This window comes from Sulfurimonas sp. (assembly GCF_034005705.1).
Lineage (GTDB): Bacteria > Campylobacterota > Campylobacteria > Campylobacterales > Sulfurimonadaceae > Sulfurimonas.
In genome coordinates, this window is the sequence record NZ_JAVEUF010000010.1 from 46,507 (window position 1) to 63,360 (window position 16,854).

Annotated in this window: 13 protein-coding genes; 4 read left to right on the forward strand and 9 right to left on the reverse strand. The window is 40.8% G+C overall.

Annotated elements, in window-relative coordinates:
* Window positions 1-105 precede the first annotated feature (105 nt).
* The 9 genes from RBR61_RS06755 to nadB form a co-directional block, all read right to left on the reverse strand.
* On the reverse strand, window positions 106-2,271 hold the full coding sequence (locus tag RBR61_RS06755) for a polyribonucleotide nucleotidyltransferase (protein WP_320343016.1): 2,166 nt from the start codon (window positions 2,269-2,271) through the stop codon (window positions 106-108).
* Window positions 2,261-2,923: a phosphoribosyltransferase family protein gene (locus tag RBR61_RS06760; protein ID WP_320343018.1), complete on the reverse strand. Its 663-nt coding sequence runs from the start codon at window positions 2,921-2,923 to the stop codon at window positions 2,261-2,263. Before RBR61_RS06760 ends, RBR61_RS06755 begins: the two co-directional genes overlap by 11 nt.
* Window positions 2,924-2,925: 2 nt before the next feature.
* A complete protein-coding gene (locus RBR61_RS06765; RefSeq protein WP_320343020.1) occupies window positions 2,926-5,130 on the reverse strand; it encodes an LPS-assembly protein LptD in 2,205 nt (734 codons plus the stop codon).
* Window positions 5,123-5,572: an RDD family protein gene (locus RBR61_RS06770; RefSeq protein WP_320343021.1), complete on the reverse strand. Its 450-nt coding sequence runs from the start codon at window positions 5,570-5,572 to the stop codon at window positions 5,123-5,125. The genes RBR61_RS06765 and RBR61_RS06770 overlap by 8 nt, the downstream gene beginning before the upstream one ends.
* Window positions 5,573-5,583: 11 nt before the next feature.
* Window positions 5,584-6,849 (reverse strand): phosphoribosylamine--glycine ligase, encoded by a 1,266-nt coding sequence (gene purD / locus RBR61_RS06775; protein ID WP_320343023.1) that lies wholly within the window; start codon window positions 6,847-6,849, stop codon window positions 5,584-5,586.
* Between the two features lie 321 nt (window positions 6,850-7,170).
* Window positions 7,171-7,803 (reverse strand): uroporphyrinogen-III synthase, encoded by a 633-nt coding sequence (locus RBR61_RS06780; RefSeq protein ID WP_320343024.1) that lies wholly within the window; start codon window positions 7,801-7,803, stop codon window positions 7,171-7,173.
* A gap of 9 nt (window positions 7,804-7,812) precedes the next feature.
* Window positions 7,813-9,363 (reverse strand): glutamine-hydrolyzing GMP synthase, encoded by a 1,551-nt coding sequence (guaA, locus tag RBR61_RS06785; protein WP_320343026.1) that lies wholly within the window; start codon window positions 9,361-9,363, stop codon window positions 7,813-7,815.
* 173 nt (window positions 9,364-9,536) lie between these two features.
* The gene (gene nhaD, locus RBR61_RS06790) at window positions 9,537-10,922 is read right to left on the reverse strand and encodes a sodium:proton antiporter NhaD (protein WP_320343029.1); all 1,386 of its coding nucleotides are present in this window, start codon (window positions 10,920-10,922) and stop codon (window positions 9,537-9,539) included.
* Window positions 10,915-12,366, reverse strand: a complete 1,452-nt coding sequence (gene nadB / locus RBR61_RS06795; RefSeq protein ID WP_320343030.1) for an L-aspartate oxidase — start codon at window positions 12,364-12,366, stop codon at window positions 10,915-10,917. Before nadB ends, nhaD begins: the two co-directional genes overlap by 8 nt.
* Window positions 12,367-12,605: 239 nt before the next feature.
* On the opposite strand from nadB, the gene RBR61_RS06800 reads away from it, so the two are divergent.
* From RBR61_RS06800 to RBR61_RS06815, 4 genes are all read left to right on the forward strand, one after another.
* On the forward strand, window positions 12,606-12,971 hold the full coding sequence (locus RBR61_RS06800; protein WP_320343032.1) for a hypothetical protein: 366 nt from the start codon (window positions 12,606-12,608) through the stop codon (window positions 12,969-12,971).
* Window positions 12,961-14,763 (forward strand): excinuclease ABC subunit UvrC, encoded by a 1,803-nt coding sequence (gene uvrC, locus RBR61_RS06805; protein ID WP_320343051.1) that lies wholly within the window; start codon window positions 12,961-12,963, stop codon window positions 14,761-14,763. The genes RBR61_RS06800 and uvrC overlap by 11 nt, the downstream gene beginning before the upstream one ends.
* Before the next feature lie 71 nt (window positions 14,764-14,834).
* Window positions 14,835-15,227 (forward strand): PAS domain S-box protein, encoded by a 393-nt coding sequence (locus RBR61_RS06810; RefSeq protein ID WP_320343034.1) that lies wholly within the window; start codon window positions 14,835-14,837, stop codon window positions 15,225-15,227.
* A 9-nt stretch (window positions 15,228-15,236) separates the two neighbouring features.
* The gene (locus tag RBR61_RS06815; RefSeq protein ID WP_320343036.1) at window positions 15,237-16,853 is read left to right on the forward strand and encodes an Hpt domain-containing protein; all 1,617 of its coding nucleotides are present in this window, start codon (window positions 15,237-15,239) and stop codon (window positions 16,851-16,853) included.
* Window position 16,854: the final 1 nt, after the last annotated feature.

Consider the following 16,854-nt stretch of genomic DNA (forward strand, 5'->3'; position numbering starts at 1 on the left):
GAATATGGCAACCCAAACATAAATGCAAGGATTTCCCTACTAAAATTTGATGGCGAATGATACACAAAAAGTACTAAAAATTACTTTAATGTATATATTTTTTATCTATGCACGTCCTAAAGAGATCTTATTGCCTTTAAACTCTAATATCTCAACATCTATCTCATCGCCCTCATTTAACACATCGCTTACTTTATCTACTCTCTGATCAGATATCTTGGAGATGTGGATTAATCCGTCTGTTCCGTCAGGCAGCTCTATAAACGCGCCGAAATCAACTATTTTTTTAACCACCCCTTTGTATTTGTCGCCTACTTTATAATCTATCTTTGCGATCTTGGGAGCATTAACTATTCCCTCTATATGCTCCCTTGCTGCTTTTACGCCGCTTTTGCTTTTACCGGTTACTTTTACCTTTCCGTCTTTTTTGTCTATATCGATCGCCACTTCAAACTTCTCTATTATCTCACGGATAGTTTTTCCTGCCTGCCCGATGATCTCGCCGATAAAACTTGGATGAATATGGAAAAAATCCGTACTAGGAAGCACGCCGTCATTAAACTCGATCTTTTTCTCAGCTTCCTGCATAATGCCTATAATATGAGCTCTTCCCTCTTTTGCCTGATAGAGCGCCTCTTTTAAAATATCTAAGCCGATTCCTCCAAGCTTAATATCCATCTGCATAGCAGTGATGCCATCTCTTGAACCAGTTACCTTAAAGTCCATATCTCCGTCATGGTCTTCTAGTCCCATTATGTCTGAGAGAATTGCATATTTGTCACCTTCACTTACCATACCCATAGCGATCCCTGCAATAACATCGCTTGTCTCTATGTCTGCAGCTTTTAGCGCCATGTAGCCGCCACAAACAGTAGCCATCGATGATGAGCCGTTTGACTCAAGTATCTCCGAGACCAGACGAACAGTCTGCCCGTCAAGGTTTACTATAGGCTCCAGAGCTCTTTTAGCCAGATTTCCGTGTCCGAGCTCTCTTCTTTTTGTTCCCATTATAGGAGATGCTTCACCGACACTGAATCCAGGAAAATTGTAGTGAACCATAAAGTTCTCATTTTGAACGCCATCATCGGTCAGTGTCTCAAACATCTGCGCATCTTTTGCTCCGCCCATCGTAAGTACGACAAGTGCTTGTGTCTGACCGCGGGTAAAGAGGCATGATGAGTGTGCGCGCGGAAGAACGTTCGTGCTTATGGATATAGGTCTTACCTCATTTAAAGCTCTGCCGTCGGCGCGGATTTTATCATTAAGTATCTGAGCTCTAACCTGCTCTTTTTTTATCTTCTCTATAGCATCTTTGAGCTCTACTTCATCCCAATGCTCTTGAGTAAGCATTATCTTTTTTCTAAGTGCTCTTAGGGCAGTTGAACGCTCTGATTTAGCCATCTGATTCATTGCAGCTTTAATGTCCGAGATATGGTTCTCTCTTACATAACCTACCATCTCTTCATTAATAACATGCGCTTTGTACTCTATGGCTTTGGTCTCTTTTTTAAACTCTTTAAAAGAGTCTTCATACTTGGCGTTGCTTTTAAAAAGAAGCTGTTGTGCTTTTTGCAATATCTCTATAAGTTCATCTTCGCCCAGTGCGTTTGACGCATGAGTTGTTATTACAGGTGCGCTCATCGCAGGATCAATAAGAGGATCAATGACCAGAGTACTGTCTATCTTCTCTGAACCTATGCTTCTCATCTCTATCATCAAAAGTTCATCTTTAGTTCCTGAGAGATAAAGGTCCAACGTAGAGTTGTTTAGCTCAGAAAGCGTAGGATTTAAAACAAGCTCTCCGTTTACATTTGCCGCTCTTACGGCAGATACGGATTTGTTGATATCTATATCGCTGACATATAACGCTGCAGATGCCGCATTAAGTGCTAATACTTGCAGATCAGCCTCTGCATCAACGCTGAATGTCATAATGGTTATCTGTGTCGGATGTCCGAACCCTTTTGGAAAAAGCGGGCGCAGTGAGCGGTCTACTATACGTGAAGTTAGCGTTTCAAAATCGCTCGGTTTTGTCTCACGCTTAAAAAATCCTCCCGGGATCTTGCCTGCAGCGTATGTTTTTTCAATATACTGTACCGTTAATGGGAGAAAATCATCTTTTACTATCTCTGTTTCGTCTATTACGACGGTTGCCAAAATAACGGTATCGCCGCTCTTTATCCAAGCCGCCCCGTTTGCCTGTCTAGCAACTTCATCAAACGAATACTCTTCACTTCTATTTTCTAGATCAATGCTTACATTATACTTCACTTTTTTCTCCTAATATTTTCTCTATCATATCTTCATCTATTTTATTTAACTCTTCGTAATACAGTGATGTCTCGACATAATCATCTATATTGTAGAGAAAAAATATATTGTCCGTAAACTGCTCTAAAAACTCCAAAACATCACTTGGAATCACAGGTACCGCAATATAGACAGCCTTTGGTTTCATTGCTAATATCATCTTTAGGGCGGTTAGAAACTTCATTCCGGTCTCACTTCCCTCGTCAACCAGTAAAACCACCTGATCGCTCATTGACGCGAACGGTCTTCCCTTTCTGTATTGATATATATAGCTTAGAATTTTCTCTTCATGCTTTCTGTGGGCCTCACCGTAAACATAGTCATACTTTATGCCAAATGCAGACACCAAATTCTCGTTTATTACTATCTCTTCACTCTCACAGACTCTTGCAATTTCGCACTCACTGTTGTTTGGAGCGGTTATAGCTTCTGAGAAAAGAAAATCAACGCTGTTTTTATACTTTCCCTTTAGATTATATGCCAGCTCTAAGCCGCCCCTTGAAACTGCCACTATCTTCCAGTTCTCATCTTTTAGCTTTTGCATAGGCACTACGTCTTGAAGCCTTTTTGCTGCATCAATTCTATCTTTGAGTATATGTTTGTACTTTTTCATGATCAGTTCGTCTCCGATTTATCGGGAAGTCTAAACATAAAGCCAGAGAGCCCCCCATCATTTTTCATAATAGGTTTTAATCTTATGGTTACATAGATGTATCTGTCATATATAGAGTCAGAGTCACCACTGTTGTTAAGAATAGGTCTATTATTCTCTAAGTAAGTTAGTCCAAAATCCCAACATCTTTTTTGGTATAAAAAACCTACCTCAAGACTCTTCTTCTCACTTCTCTCTAAGTCGTAATCAAGTCTAAAATTATAAGAGTAGTGGCTATTAAATTTATAGTTTAAAGATGAAGTTACATAACTTATTTCTGATTCTGGATCTGCAATATCAAATGAGTTTTGATACATGTGTGATAGACCTAAATTAAAACTACTGTCCACATAAGATATTTTATTGAAGTTTTTAGAAAAAGCGCTCTCATCATAGTTGTAAAACATATTGTTATAAAAATTTACACTATCTGTGATCTGATAGTCAAGTTCATTCTCAAGCTCACCTGCACCGCCTCCGACATCCTCGTAAGAGTAGTTTTGAGAGAGTCTGTGGTAAAATATCTGTTTGCCCTCAGAATCGTAAAGATAATGGGAAAAATAGAGTTGCATATTTTCCTCAATATCAGAGATATTATAGAAATCTCGAAAAGGATAGCTTGAACTACAAATAGCATTTAATTTATTTGCATCTATAGAGCAAAAATCTTGGTAATCTTTATAATCTTCATAGTAACCGCTCTCAGTTTTAGACCCCTCTCTTTGATATTTTGCACCGAAGTCTATTACGTGAGTACTCTCTTCATACGCTTTGGTAAGCTGTGTAGAAGCAGAGAGAACATGATAGTTTCTTGCAAATATACCGTTTTCATACTCATATACGGATGGATTTGCACTATCCTCATCTCCTGTAAAGAGGGTATGCTGAGCATAGAGATTGGCTTCATAAGAGAGATTTAAAAGTTCTTCAAATGCACTTGTTTGAAGTGTCAAAGGTATATTTATGTCAGTTTGAGTGGCGCTTTTGCCCAAACTTCTGTAGTAGTTGTTGCTCATAATATCAAAACTATAAATAAAGTGATCCTCAAAAAATGTGTCTAGATATCTGTGATAGTGTGCTGTAGGAAGGTTTTGCAGAGTCGTCTCATTGCTAGATAGCTTCAAATTTTTATAATGCTTAAAGTAAGCTCCAAAATAATTTTCATCTGTATTATAAAAAAGGTTTATTCTAGAGAGCAGCTGATATGTTGTAGCATTTTTTGTCGTGTCATTTGTTGAGAGGTTTATATACTCTACATCGTTTATGTTTACTACATCGGCGTAGAGGCCGGACTGGCCTTTGAAACTTGTAGAGAACCACTCGTTTATTACATCAGAGTTTTCATAAAGAAAATTAAAACCGTAATGCTTTTTGTTTGCAATCTCGTTCTCTAAAAAGTAATCCTCTTTCTCTTTAAAATAGCCTGCAGTAAGATGCCCTTTTGAGACCTTGGAGTCCACAAATCTAAAAGTAGTGTAGAGCCCGCTTCCTCTGTTTGTTCTTATTTGAGGCTTTAGCTCCAAGTCCCACCAATTGCTCTCTGCTATAAAGAGCGCCTGTTCATAGTAGAGACCCTCTTTGCTCGAAAATCCAACCATTGGAGGCAGAAGTCCTGTTCTTCTGGTCGTATCCAGTGAGTAGCCAAAATAAGGCGTATAAAAGACGGGTATGTCATATATATATATTCTTGCATTATAAAGATTTAACCACATTGTATCGGTATTATAATCAGATGACGTAAACTCCATCTTCCAAATAGGGTTGTTAGGATCACATCCGCTCATAACTCCGGTATCTACATCTACATCTACATCTTTTGCATAAGATCCGTCACCGCTGATCCAGACATCCGATGTCTGCTCAAGCATATAAAAGGGTTTAAATGTTCTCTCTTTTTTGGCTATGTTTAGTTTTGCATACTCTCCAAGAAGCTTGACATTGCCACCCTTGTTTGCTCTTATATTTCCAAAAAGCTCCAGCTCTCCGTTGTTTCTGTCGTAGATAGCTTTTTTTGCACTCAGCTGATAATCTTGATAGATAACGACAACTTCTCCGTCAGCCGTTACGATATTATCTTTGGTGTCCATACTTGTTGCATATACTTCAACTTTATCATCGGCTATAACAGATGCGGCAACTATTGTTAAAAAAAGCAGTAACTTAAGCATTTACGACCAATGTTTTAGCACTTTTATCATGCCATGTTTGTCTTGCGGGATCCATAACTCCCCACACAAATCCTAGATAGAACATCATCTCGCTTACCACCCTTATTACCGCACGGTTCAGAGCTACGATCACATTAGGTTTTTGCATAGTTGAGATCTCTATCACTCTTATTTTCATAACGATCTTGCCTATGGTCGCACCGTACTGCATTACAAAAAAAGCTTGATAAACGACCTTCATCGCCATATACTCTAAAACAAACATATTTGTAAGGATGATCATCTCTTCAACATTCTGTGCTTCAAAAAAAGAGTCGCCGATTGCAATGATTAGCAGAAACGAGAGAAGTATCTCATCTATAAAAAAAGCCATACCCCTCTTTTTTACAGGAGCTAATGTCATTCCCTCTTGATAAAGTCTGTTACTGATCTCTTCGTTCACTTTACTTCTTTTTACAGCGCTTGGTAAGCTATGTCGGTTCTTAATTTTTTGCCTGCAAAATGAACCTGTCCGCATCTCATGTATGCTCTGTCTCTAGCCTCTTTTATGCTATCTCCGATACCTACACAAACCAATACTCTTCCGCCGTCGGCATAAAGCACTCCGTCTATCATACTGACACCCGCATAAGAGATATGCGTATACTTCTCTATCTCCTCATGATGGACATCGTCAACTATGATCTCTGCAGGTGTTGAGCTTGAGTAGGGATAGTTTGCACTAGCCATAACAACGCCTACGGCAAACTGATTTGAAAACTCTACCTTTATTTCGCCGAGTCTGTTCGTAGCAGCTTTGTAAAACATATCGCTCACGCTTGAAGTCATTAGCGGCATTAAGATCTCACACTCAGGATCCCCGAAACGGACATTGAACTCTAAAGTTATAGGCTCACCGTTTACAACCATGATCCCGATAAAAAGAACACCCTCAAAGGGTGCGGCCTCTTTTTTCATTCCATCAAGAGTGGGACGGATTATTCTATCTCTGACCTTTTGGTAAAGCTCCTCGTTTACGAGAGGTGTCGGAGCATAAGCGCCCATTCCTCCCGTGTTTGGCCCCTCGTCGTTGTCTTTGAGTCTCTTGTGGTCCTGAGCTGCCGGAAGCAAGATATAGTCATCTCCGTCGCAAACCGCAAACATTGAGAGCTCGTAACCGTCCAAGAACTCCTCTACGATAACTTTAAGTCCAGCATCTCCGAAGCTTTTTCCGCTTAGCATCTCAGATATAGCGACCTTTGCCTCATTGTGATTTTGAGCGATAATAACGCCTTTACCGCCGCAAAGACCGTCTGCTTTGACAACGATCGGCGCAGTTAGGGAATCTGTGAACTTAAAAGCATCCTCAATCGAAGAGGTCTCAATATAACGTGCCGTAGGTATATTGTACTTTGCCAAAAAGTTCTTCATATACACTTTTGAACCCTCAAGCTGAGCCGCCTCTTTACTTGGTCCAAAAATTGTAAGGCCATGTGATTTAAAAATATCTACCACTCCGTCCACAAGCGGAGCCTCGGGACCTACGATCGTCAACTCGATTTCGTTCTTTTTAGCATATAAAGCCAAATCGTTATAATCTTTAATATCTAGATTTGTTCCTAAAGAGCTTGTAGCACCATTTCCGGGCATAAAAAAAAGTTCGTGAGCCTCTTTCTCGTTTGAAATTGCTCTAGCAATAGAGTACTCTCTGCCGCCGTTGCCCAAAATTAAAATCTTCATTAACACTCCATAAATAAGTTAAAAACATCTACTTAACCTACCATGGCAACCTAAGTGGATATTTTTGTAAAAGCAGCCCGGACGGCCGTCTCGCATTTGGCTTGGTTCTAAAAGCCGTATTTGGGCGAAGCGAGTATCTCATAACGGCGGCATCATCTCGACAGAGTTAACGTGTCTCAAACGACAACACCGACACACAGAGATCCTACTAGTTCGCAATATGAAAATGTAGAACCCTCATTAGTGCGATATCTCGAACCATCCAGACTACTAATATCATTATACAAAAAAAATTCTTGATTTTATTTTTAAATCAGTAATTTATTCCAGTGCAAGCTCTATACAGCTCTCTATAGAGGTATTTTTACTGATCTGATATTTCACCCCTTTTGGCAAAAGAGCTGCGGTGGTAGTACCTATAACAATAACCTTGGCATTGGGATGTATGGTATTGTTCTTTAAAAAGCACTCTATTGAAGATGGCGATGTAAATATAAGAGTGGAATCATCATTTACTCTTACATCGAGTATCTCTTTGGAGCACTCGCTTACATAAAGAACTTTATCCTCTATATCGTAACCCTCATCCCTGCTTCTTTTTACAAAATCGGATGCTATCATCTCGGCTCTTAGATAGAGCCATTTTGTATCTTTTGGGAACTCTTTGATGTTTTTTACAAGATTATCACCGTACCCATCACCTACCGACAAAATCTTTCCGCCAAACTTCTCATAGGCTACTGCAGTTTTTTCAGATACGCAAAGTGCCGGAGTCTCTATAAACTCTTTTTTGTCGTACTGCTCTAGCGCCTTTACTGTCTGTTTTGAAGTTATGATCAGATAATCATATTTTGAAAAATCTATATCAGGTTTTAAAAATCTGACATCCAAAGATTTTATATTTACGGCATGTTCACTTTTAGAAGTGGCAAAGAGATATATCTTTTTTGGCATCTCCTTAAGCTACTCCCACTCGATTGTTGCAGGCGGTTTTGAACTTATGTCGTAAACAACTCTGTTTATGCCGTCAACCTCGTTGATGATTCTTCTGCTTATTCTCTCTAAGAGATCATGTGGAAGATGCGCAAAAGTTGCAGTCATTCCGTCAACAGCTTCAACTACTCTTACGCAAACAGTGTTGTCATAAGTTCTGTTATCACCCATTACGCCGACTGATTTTACATTAAGCAGAACCGCGAATGCCTGCCATGTTTTCGCATAGTAACCGCTTGCTTTTAACTCATCTAGCAAAATAACATCCGCTTCTCTAAGAAGCGTCAGGTCCGCTTCATTTACTTCACCCATAATACGGATCGCAAGTCCAGGTCCAGGAAATGGATGACGGTTTATCATAGACTCCGGAAGACCTAGCTCAAGACCGATCTTTCTAACTTCGTCTTTAAAGAGCTCACGAAGAGGCTCAATAAGTTGAAAATCCATCCAGTCAGGAAGTCCGCCGACATTGTGATGTGATTTGATAACCTCAGACGGACCGTTTACGGATATAGATTCAATAACATCAGGGTAGAGAGTACCTTGAGCCAAAAACTTGATGCCGTCATGTTTTTTTGCCTCTTTTTCAAACTCTTCTATAAAAGTGTGTCCTATTATCTGACGCTTCTTCTCAGGATCACTTACACCTGCAAGTTTGCCAAGAAAATTCTCTCTCGCATCTACGACGACCAAAGGAACTTTAAGGTTGATTTTGAAAACCTCTTCAACCTGCTCTCTCTCGCCTTTGCGCAAAAGTCCGTTATCTACAAAAACAGGAACAAGCTGATCTCCGATCGCCTCGTAAAGCATCGCAGCTACAACCGAGCTGTCAACACCGCCGCTAAGACCGCAAAGAACTTTTCCGTTTCCTACTTTTTCGCGAATGATCTTGATCTGCTCTTTTAAGAAGTGCTCCATCTTCCACTTCTCTGTAACTCCGCATATATTTTTTGCGAAGTTGCGAAGCATCAGATAACCCTCTTCAGAGTGTTGAACTTCCGGATGGTACTGCATTGCATAGATACGTTTTGCTTCATTTGCAACAGCGGCATAAGGAGAGTTTGCGGATGTGGCGATAGGCTCAAATCCCTCAGGAAGAACATCGACCTTGTCGCTGTGGCTCATCCAGACTATTCTCTCATCATCACAATCTTTCAAAAGCGGTGAGCAGTTCTCGCCCGCATTTATGATCTTAAGTTCAGCTTTTCCGTACTCATGATGACTTGCTCTGATAACACTTCCACCGAAGTCAACCGCAATTCTCTGCATACCGTAACAGATACCAAGAACAGGAATTCCCATATCGTAAACTCCCTGATCCACTTCGTATGCATCTTTGCTGTATACCGAAGATGGACCGCCGCTGAGAATGATCCCTTTTGGGTTTTTTGCCTTGATCTCTTCTACGGTTGCGTGGTAAGGAAGAATCTCACAGTAAATTTTATCTTCGCGCAAGCGGCGAGCTATAAGCTGAGTATATTGAGAGCCAAAATCTAAAACTATGATGCTAACATTTGTCATCTAGATGCCTTTTATTAATTTGAATGCCAAAGGAAGTAATTCCTTTGGCTACGCTAGCCGCTATGGCACTAAAGCTTGCCTCAAAGAGGCATAAATGATAAAAACTTGAGGTGCTAGGATTAGCGCTAAGAAGGATGTACCCTTTCATTGGCGAAAGGATACAATAATAAAGATTAATGTTTAATATAGAGACCTAATACTTCATACTGAACATACCAGATTGTTACAGAGACGACATACCCTATGAAGATCGTCCAAGCGTATCTCATATGCGCACCGAACGTGTAAATACCCGGGAGTTTACCCATAACACCTACCCCGGCAGCCGAACCAAACGAGATAAGAGAACCCCCTACTCCGGCTGTTAGCGTAACTAGCATCCACTGATCCAGCCCCATATCAGGACTAGCTTTTAGCACTGCCGACATAACCGGAACGTTATCTACGATAGCCGATAGGAATCCTACCCCTATATTTGACCATGTAGGTCCAAGAACTGATGGATCATAAACAACTGCTGCAAGTCCCAACCAGCCTATAAAGTAGAGCGCGCCGACCGCTGCTAAAATACCGAAGAAAAAGAGAAGCGTATTGTTCTCGATCTTGCTCATGGACTCAAATATATTTAGATGGGAGTTGTATTTTCTCTTAAGTCTGTATTGGTAAAGCTTTAGAAGTGCAAGACCAAACATCATACCCCACATTGCAGGAAGGTGGAGAAGCTGATGAGAAAGAACTGCCGAAGCGATCGTTATCACACCAAGAGCGATCACTCTGTTAGCTCCCTTCATAAGCTCAGGAGCCTTCTCTGTTGAAGCATCGAAGTCAGGCTGAGTCTCAGGCACGAACCTGCTTAGCAAAAATGCAGTGACAAGATATCCGCCGATAGATGCAGGGAAGAGAAACATAAAGTCAGAAAATGCACCTTTTCCTGCCGTCCATGCCATAAGCGTTGTAATATCACCGAATGGGCTCCACGCGCCGCCCGCATTTGCCGCAACGACTATGTTGATGGCACCGGGCACAAGAAATGATGTCTTACTGCGCTCGATCGTAATAAGAACGGTCGAGAGAATAAGTGCAGTTGTCAGGTTGTCTGCTATCGGAGAGAGGAAAAATGCCAAAAATCCGGTCAGCCAGAATAGTTTTCTGTAGCTGTACCCTTTTGAGATAAGATTGTATTTGAGCTTCTCAAACACATTCATATGGATAAGTGTCTCTATATATGTCATAGCGACGAACAGGAAGAAGAATATCTCTGCTATCTCTAGGATAAGATGCTGTGCCTGAGTATGAACAAGATCCATACTTAAACCGTTTAGCATATAGTAGACAGCTATCAAGATAAACATAAAAGTACCGATGAAGAGTGCCGGTTTAGCCTTGTCTATATGGTACTTCTCCTCCATCGCAACAAAGTAATACCCTATGACAAATATAACAAGTGCCGCAAACCCGACCCATGTAAACGTCAAATCGGGAATAACCTCTGGGCTGCCGCCGCCCGAACTTGCGAACGCAAAACTAAAACTGAGCATAATAATTAAGAGTTTAATCATTACTATCCTTTTCTATAAAATGTACACCGATCGACTCATCTCTTGCTAATGCTGCTAAAACTATCTCTTTTGCAGTCAGTAAACGAAATTTGAGAAGTTTACCAATTTTTTCATTTAAAAGAGCATTAATTTGGTTCAAGGCGCTGTTTAGACCGCTCTTTGTTCTGACTATGGATACATTCTCCCACATGATCTTGCGAAGAAGGTTCTTTTTGGCTTTGTCCTCTTTTAGGCTCATTACCTCACTGCTGACTTCAAACTTCACATCTTTTTTAACCTGTTTCTTCCTAAGCATATCCTCTACCGCTCTTTTACCAAATACAAGACCTTCTAGTAGAGAGTTTGAAGCCAGCCTGTTTGCTCCGTGAACTTTAGTGGATGCGACTTCACCTATCGCATAAAGCGACCTAACGCTTGGGACGGCACCGTTTATATCTGTCTTTATCCCGCCTATCGCATAGTGAAACGCGGGTGATATCGGAACCCTCGCTTTTGGTACGTTAAAGCCCAAAAGCTGAAGATTTTTATATATGTTTGGAAATCTCTGCATAAAGTAGTCTCTATCGAAATTTTTAAATGAGAGATATGTCTGCATGTGTGTCTTTTTACTGTAGTCATATATAGCCTTGCTCACTATATCCCTAGAGGCAAGTTCTCCTCTCTCATCATAATCAAAAAGAAATCTTCTCCCTTTTTCATCTTCGATAGTAGCGCCCTCTCCTCTCAACGCCTCTGTCAAAAGCATCTTTTGCGCAGAGTTGTTATCCACGTAAACCGTCGGGTGAAACTGCATCATCTCCATGTCAGAGAGCTCTATCCCTTTTAAAACGCAGAGTCCCTGCATATCGGCACTGATACAAGGGGCATTTGTATGATACTCATATAGCGAACCGACTCCGCCGCTTGCTATGATGACGTTATCTGCATATATATTTCTGCTCTCTCTGTGATCCAACACAGTTACGCCGTAACATTCGCCGTCTTTTATGAGAAGATCTACCACTCTGGCATCGCTTAGCATGGGGTGCGGATTTTGCTGAAGCAAAAAGTAGTGCATATATCTGCCCGTGGCATCTCCGCCTGCGTGAAGTATACGCTCTTTAGAGTGAGCTGCCTCTTTTGTATAGAGCAGGTTTCCCTCTTTGTCTCTGTCAAAACTAAATCCCCGCTCTATGAGATCATCGATTATTGCTCTTGAGTTTTCGCTCAAAACCCTGACCGCGTCTTCGTTGCAAAGCCCTGCTCCCGCATCAAGAGTATCTTGCACATGCAGAGGAATATCCTGGGCATCTATCGCCAAAGCTATGCCGCCTTGTGCATAAAAACTGTTGCATTTAAAGGTCTCTCTCTTATTGATAATAAGCACTTTCTTTTCGCGCGGTATATGCATCGCAGCGTAAAGTCCCGCTACTCCTGCACCTACGATTATTACGTCATATTTCATCTGTTTTAGTTGCTGCTTTCGTTACTGTCGCTTTTTTTGATAATAAACTTTACGTTCTTATCGCTTTGCGGCGCTTCTTCATAATATGGATCCGCCTTGTATCCACATCCACTCAAACTTAATAAAAACATTGTTATAATTATCGAATGAAAAACGCCGCTCAAATTATCAATTCTCTTCAAAGTAGACCCCAACTCTCTAAGTTATCTTATTATAAATGTATAAAAATAGTGCAATCAATGTTCACGCCGCCTGTGCAGAGAATGATCAACTTTGCCTACATAAAAAACAGAACCCTGTTCTTCGTCTTTAACCACCCCGTCGGAAAACAAGAGTTTGATAATAGTATACAAAGCATTAAAAGTGCTTTAAAGTTTCATATGCCTCTAGAGTGCAAAGAGTGCGACGAACCTCTTTTTGAAGAGATAAAAGCCTTTGTTACGCATACGCCCAAAAAGAGCATAGAAGAGCATAAAGAGATAAAACACGTTTACAAAGAGCGCTCAAGCGGGAACTTTGAAATAAACATAAATGACGAGAAACTAAATTCACTGGTACGCTCCATCCAAGAGATCATAAAAAAAGCAAATGAAAATGAATCTTGAAGAGACAATAAAACAACTTCCCGACTCCGCGGGAATCTACCAATATTTTGACAAAGATGGGCATCTGCTCTACATAGGAAAGGCAAAAAGCCTTGCCAAAAGAGTCAAAAGCTACTTTGCCTTCACGCCAAACTTAAAGCCAAACAGCAACCTCTCAACCAGAATCACAAAGATGATCTCACAGACCGTCTCTATGAACTATATAGTGGTAAACTCCGAGCATGACGCGCTTATTTTGGAGAACTCTCTTATTAAACAGCTCGCGCCAAAGTACAATATTCTGCTTCGCGACGACAAGACATACCCCTACATCTATATAGACAACTCTGCAGAGTATCCGCGTTTTGATATAACGCGCAAGATCATAAAATCTCCAAATATAAAATATTACGGTCCCTACTCTGTGGGTGCTAGAGATATTCTAGACTCAATATACGAGATATGTAAGCTTGTACAAAAAAAAGGGTGTCTTAAATCAAAAAAACTATGCCTCTACTACCAGATAGGAAAATGCCTTGGCCCATGTGAGCTTGACGTTTCAAAAGAGGCGTATGCAAAAGAGCTTGATCTGGCAAAAGAGCTGATCCAGAACAAAAAAGCGCTCCTTAAAAAACTCGAAGAGAGGATGCTTTTTTATGCTCAAAATCTGAGGTTTGAAGAGGCAGGCGAACTCAGAGACAGATGCGAAAGGATAAGCCGCTCGGAGATAAAGAGCGAGATAGACTTTGCAAGCGATGAGAACTACGACATCTTCGCACTCGGACAAACCGAGCACAGAGCGGTTGTCGTGCGGATCTTTATGCGCGAGGGCAAGATAATCTCCTCTTCCCATGACTATATACAGCTCCATGAGGGGTATGATGAGGATGAGCTCTACCAAAGAGTCCTTATGGATTTTTACTCAGGCGAAAAACCGCCGATCATTGCGCCCATCTTAGTCGCATCTGATTTTGATGGCAGAGAGATCATCGAGAGCTATCTCACAACTCTTTTTGAGAAAAAAGCAGAGATAAGAGTGCCTAAAAGGGGAGATAAAAAACAGCTTATAGAGTTGGCTCTCATAAATGCAACAGAGCTCTTAAAGAGGGAGCATAAACAAAGCTCAAACGAGATAGCAGATGAGATAAAAGAGCTCTTTGGCCTGCAAAAACTCCCACAAAGAGTAGAAATATTTGACAACTCACACATGGCTGGAGTTGCAACCGTCGGAGCAATGGCAGTGTATGACGGCGGCAGATTTGATAAAAAAAGCTACAGAACTTATCATCTTGATTCAAAAGACGAATACTCACAAATGAGGGAACTTCTGACAAAAAGAGTTGAGAGCTTTGCAAAAAACTCTCCTCCCGATCTGTGGATCATTGACGGCGGAGCAACTCTTTTAAAGCTTGCACTTGAGATCTTGGAGTCAAGCGGCACATATCTGGATGTTATCGCCATATCTAAAGAGAAGGTGGACGCCAAGGCACATAGGGCAAAAGGGAAAGCCAGCGATATAATACATATAAAAGATGACCTCTTTAGATTAAAAGAGAGCGACAAAAGACTTCAATGGGTACAGAAGCTAAGGGATGAGGCGCACAGATGCGCCATAAACTTTCACAAGAAGACGAAACTCAAGCTAGACCAGGAGAGCAGACTGCTGGAGCTAAAAGGGATATCGCAGGCGAAAATTGTCAAACTCATAAAACACTTCGGCACCTTTGAGATGTTGAAAAAAGTAAGCACAGAGGAGATAAGTTCTGTTTTAAACATAAAAGATGCCAATATCATAAAAAATATTTATAAATAAGTTTTTTTTTAAATTATTAATGCTATATTTAGTGCAATTTATGCACCCACTATATTATACAAAGGTTTTTTATGGACAAAGTTGTACCAAAAGATGAGGAGTATATTTTTGAAGGTAAGGTCGCCATCAGTCAAACGGACTTGGACGGCAATATAACCTTTGTAAATAGGAAATTTTGTGAGATATCCGGCTATACGGTCGATGAACTAACGGGCAGTAATCATGACATTATCAGACATCCGGATGTCGAAGAAGGCACTTTCGAGAAGATGTGGAAAACATTAAACAGTGGTCAAGTGTGGAACGGTATGCTCAAAAACCTTCGTAAAGATGGACGCTACTACTGGGTGGACATGGAAATCGCCCCTATCTTCAACAAACAAGAGCAGATGACTGGGTTTATATCGGTAAGCAAACCTTCTCCAAGAAAAAACATCCAACAAAAAAACAGTAAAAAAAACTAAAGGGTTCAAATGTTAATCTATAATCATAAAAAAGAGTTTTTAGGAATTGATGAGAGTTATTTAAAAGCTCTCGGCTTATCAAGCTTAGCAGAACTTCAAAACGAAGCTGATGATTTTGCGGACCTTTTTGTAAAGACCCCTGGCTATATACACAACTTCAAACATGTGCACTGGATCGATTACATCACTTGTAACGAGAGCGGCATAGACTCTAAGGTCGTTATAAACGTAAAGGGCAAAAACTTCACCACTCCGATAGAGATTCAAACCATATATCTGGTTCAAAACCCTTTGGAAAAAGCCTATAGAATCAACCTTCCAAGTATTAAAGCTTTAACCGGTGAGCAGAGCCAGAAGATCTCAGCTGACATTGCTAAAAAAGGCGCTACTGCAGAAAAACCTGCTCCTGCGGCAGAAGAACTCTACCATGCTCCGGCTGCGACCGAGAGCCTATCGGCTAAAACATCTTACGACCCTTATGAAGCAGATTACGATGAAATCGAATCAGAGTTAGAGAAGAGTTCGCAAAAGGCTGATTTTGAGAAAGATCTTTCGCTTGATGTCGAGATAGATGAGGATGACTTTGACTATACGCCTGAATCTGACTTTGAGGAGAAAATAGAGGCTCCGCAAAAACAACCGGCAAAGCCGGCTCAAGAGGCGCAAAAAGAGGTGGTAGAGAGCGAAGCGGACAACCCTTTTGCTAACTATGTCTACAACCCTCAAACTGCATCTGAGGAGCTTGGTCTGCCGATAGATCTGGTAGAGGAGTTTATCCAGGATTTTATTGCTCAGGCAAACAGCTTTAAGAGCGACCTTTACGAGTCTGCAAAAGATGGAGATCTGGACAACCTTAGAATTCAGTCACACAAACTAAAGGGTGTAGCTGCAAATCTTAGAATCGAAGATGCGCTTGATGCACTGACAAAAGTAAACTCGCTTGAGGATTACTCAGAGATCAAAACAAATCTTGACAGGCTATACAGAATCATAAACAAACTCTCAAACGTAGATGACTCTATTGTAGAGCAAGCCCATCAGCAAGAGAGTGCCAAAGATGAAGAAGATGATTTCATCCTCTCCATAAAAGAGGATGCTCTGGCTCCAAGTCCAAGTATTGACGACTCAGAGGTCCCTGAATCGATAGATATCCCTGAGCTTGCAGATGATGATTTTCTTAAACAAGCTCCGGAGACAAAAGATGAGAGCATCGAAGAGCTGCCTGCAATAGAGGAGAGCGTCAGCGCTTTTGAAGATTTTGCACAGGATGCTGCTGCTGACGAACCACAAAAAGATAGCACGCCTGATGTAGCATTCACATACGACAAAAAAAAGATAGCGCATGAGATGGGTTTAAACATCGATAGTTTCAATGAGCTCTTTGATGATTACGTTAACGAAGCAAAAGAGCTTAGCAGCTCGATGCTTGAATATATTGGAAAAGACAATCTTGGCGCATGCAAAGCTACTGCCGTAAAACTAAGAGGGATGAGCGAAAACATGAGGATCCACGATTTTGATGATGAGCTAAAAGCAATAATCGGCGCCTCTGATGATTTAGATACCAAAGATCTTGTAGAAAAGATTATCTCGAAATTAAATCTAATATCAAACTATAGAGGATAAG

Excerpts from the sequence above, each read along its gene's own strand:
- RBR61_RS06760 (WP_320343018.1), bottom strand. The coding sequence starts at position 2,923 with ATGAAAAAGTACAAACATATACTCAAAGATAGAATTGATGCAGCAAAA.
- RBR61_RS06765 (WP_320343020.1), bottom strand. The coding sequence starts at position 5,130 with ATGCTTAAGTTACTGCTTTTTTTAACAATAGTTGCCGCATCTGTTATA.
- purD (WP_320343023.1), bottom strand. The coding sequence starts at position 6,849 with ATGAAGATTTTAATTTTGGGCAACGGCGGCAGAGAGTACTCTATTGCT.
- RBR61_RS06780 (WP_320343024.1), bottom strand. The coding sequence starts at position 7,803 with ATGCCAAAAAAGATATATCTCTTTGCCACTTCTAAAAGTGAACATGCC.
- guaA (WP_320343026.1), bottom strand. The coding sequence starts at position 9,363 with ATGACAAATGTTAGCATCATAGTTTTAGATTTTGGCTCTCAATATACT.
- nhaD (WP_320343029.1), bottom strand. The coding sequence starts at position 10,922 with ATGATTAAACTCTTAATTATTATGCTCAGTTTTAGTTTTGCGTTCGCA.
- nadB (WP_320343030.1), bottom strand. The coding sequence starts at position 12,366 with ATGAAATATGACGTAATAATCGTAGGTGCAGGAGTAGCGGGACTTTAC.
- RBR61_RS06800 (WP_320343032.1), top strand. The coding sequence starts at position 12,606 with ATGTTCACGCCGCCTGTGCAGAGAATGATCAACTTTGCCTACATAAAA.
- uvrC (WP_320343051.1), top strand. The coding sequence starts at position 12,961 with ATGAATCTTGAAGAGACAATAAAACAACTTCCCGACTCCGCGGGAATC.
- RBR61_RS06810 (WP_320343034.1), top strand. The coding sequence starts at position 14,835 with ATGGACAAAGTTGTACCAAAAGATGAGGAGTATATTTTTGAAGGTAAG.
- RBR61_RS06815 (WP_320343036.1), top strand. The coding sequence starts at position 15,237 with ATGTTAATCTATAATCATAAAAAAGAGTTTTTAGGAATTGATGAGAGT.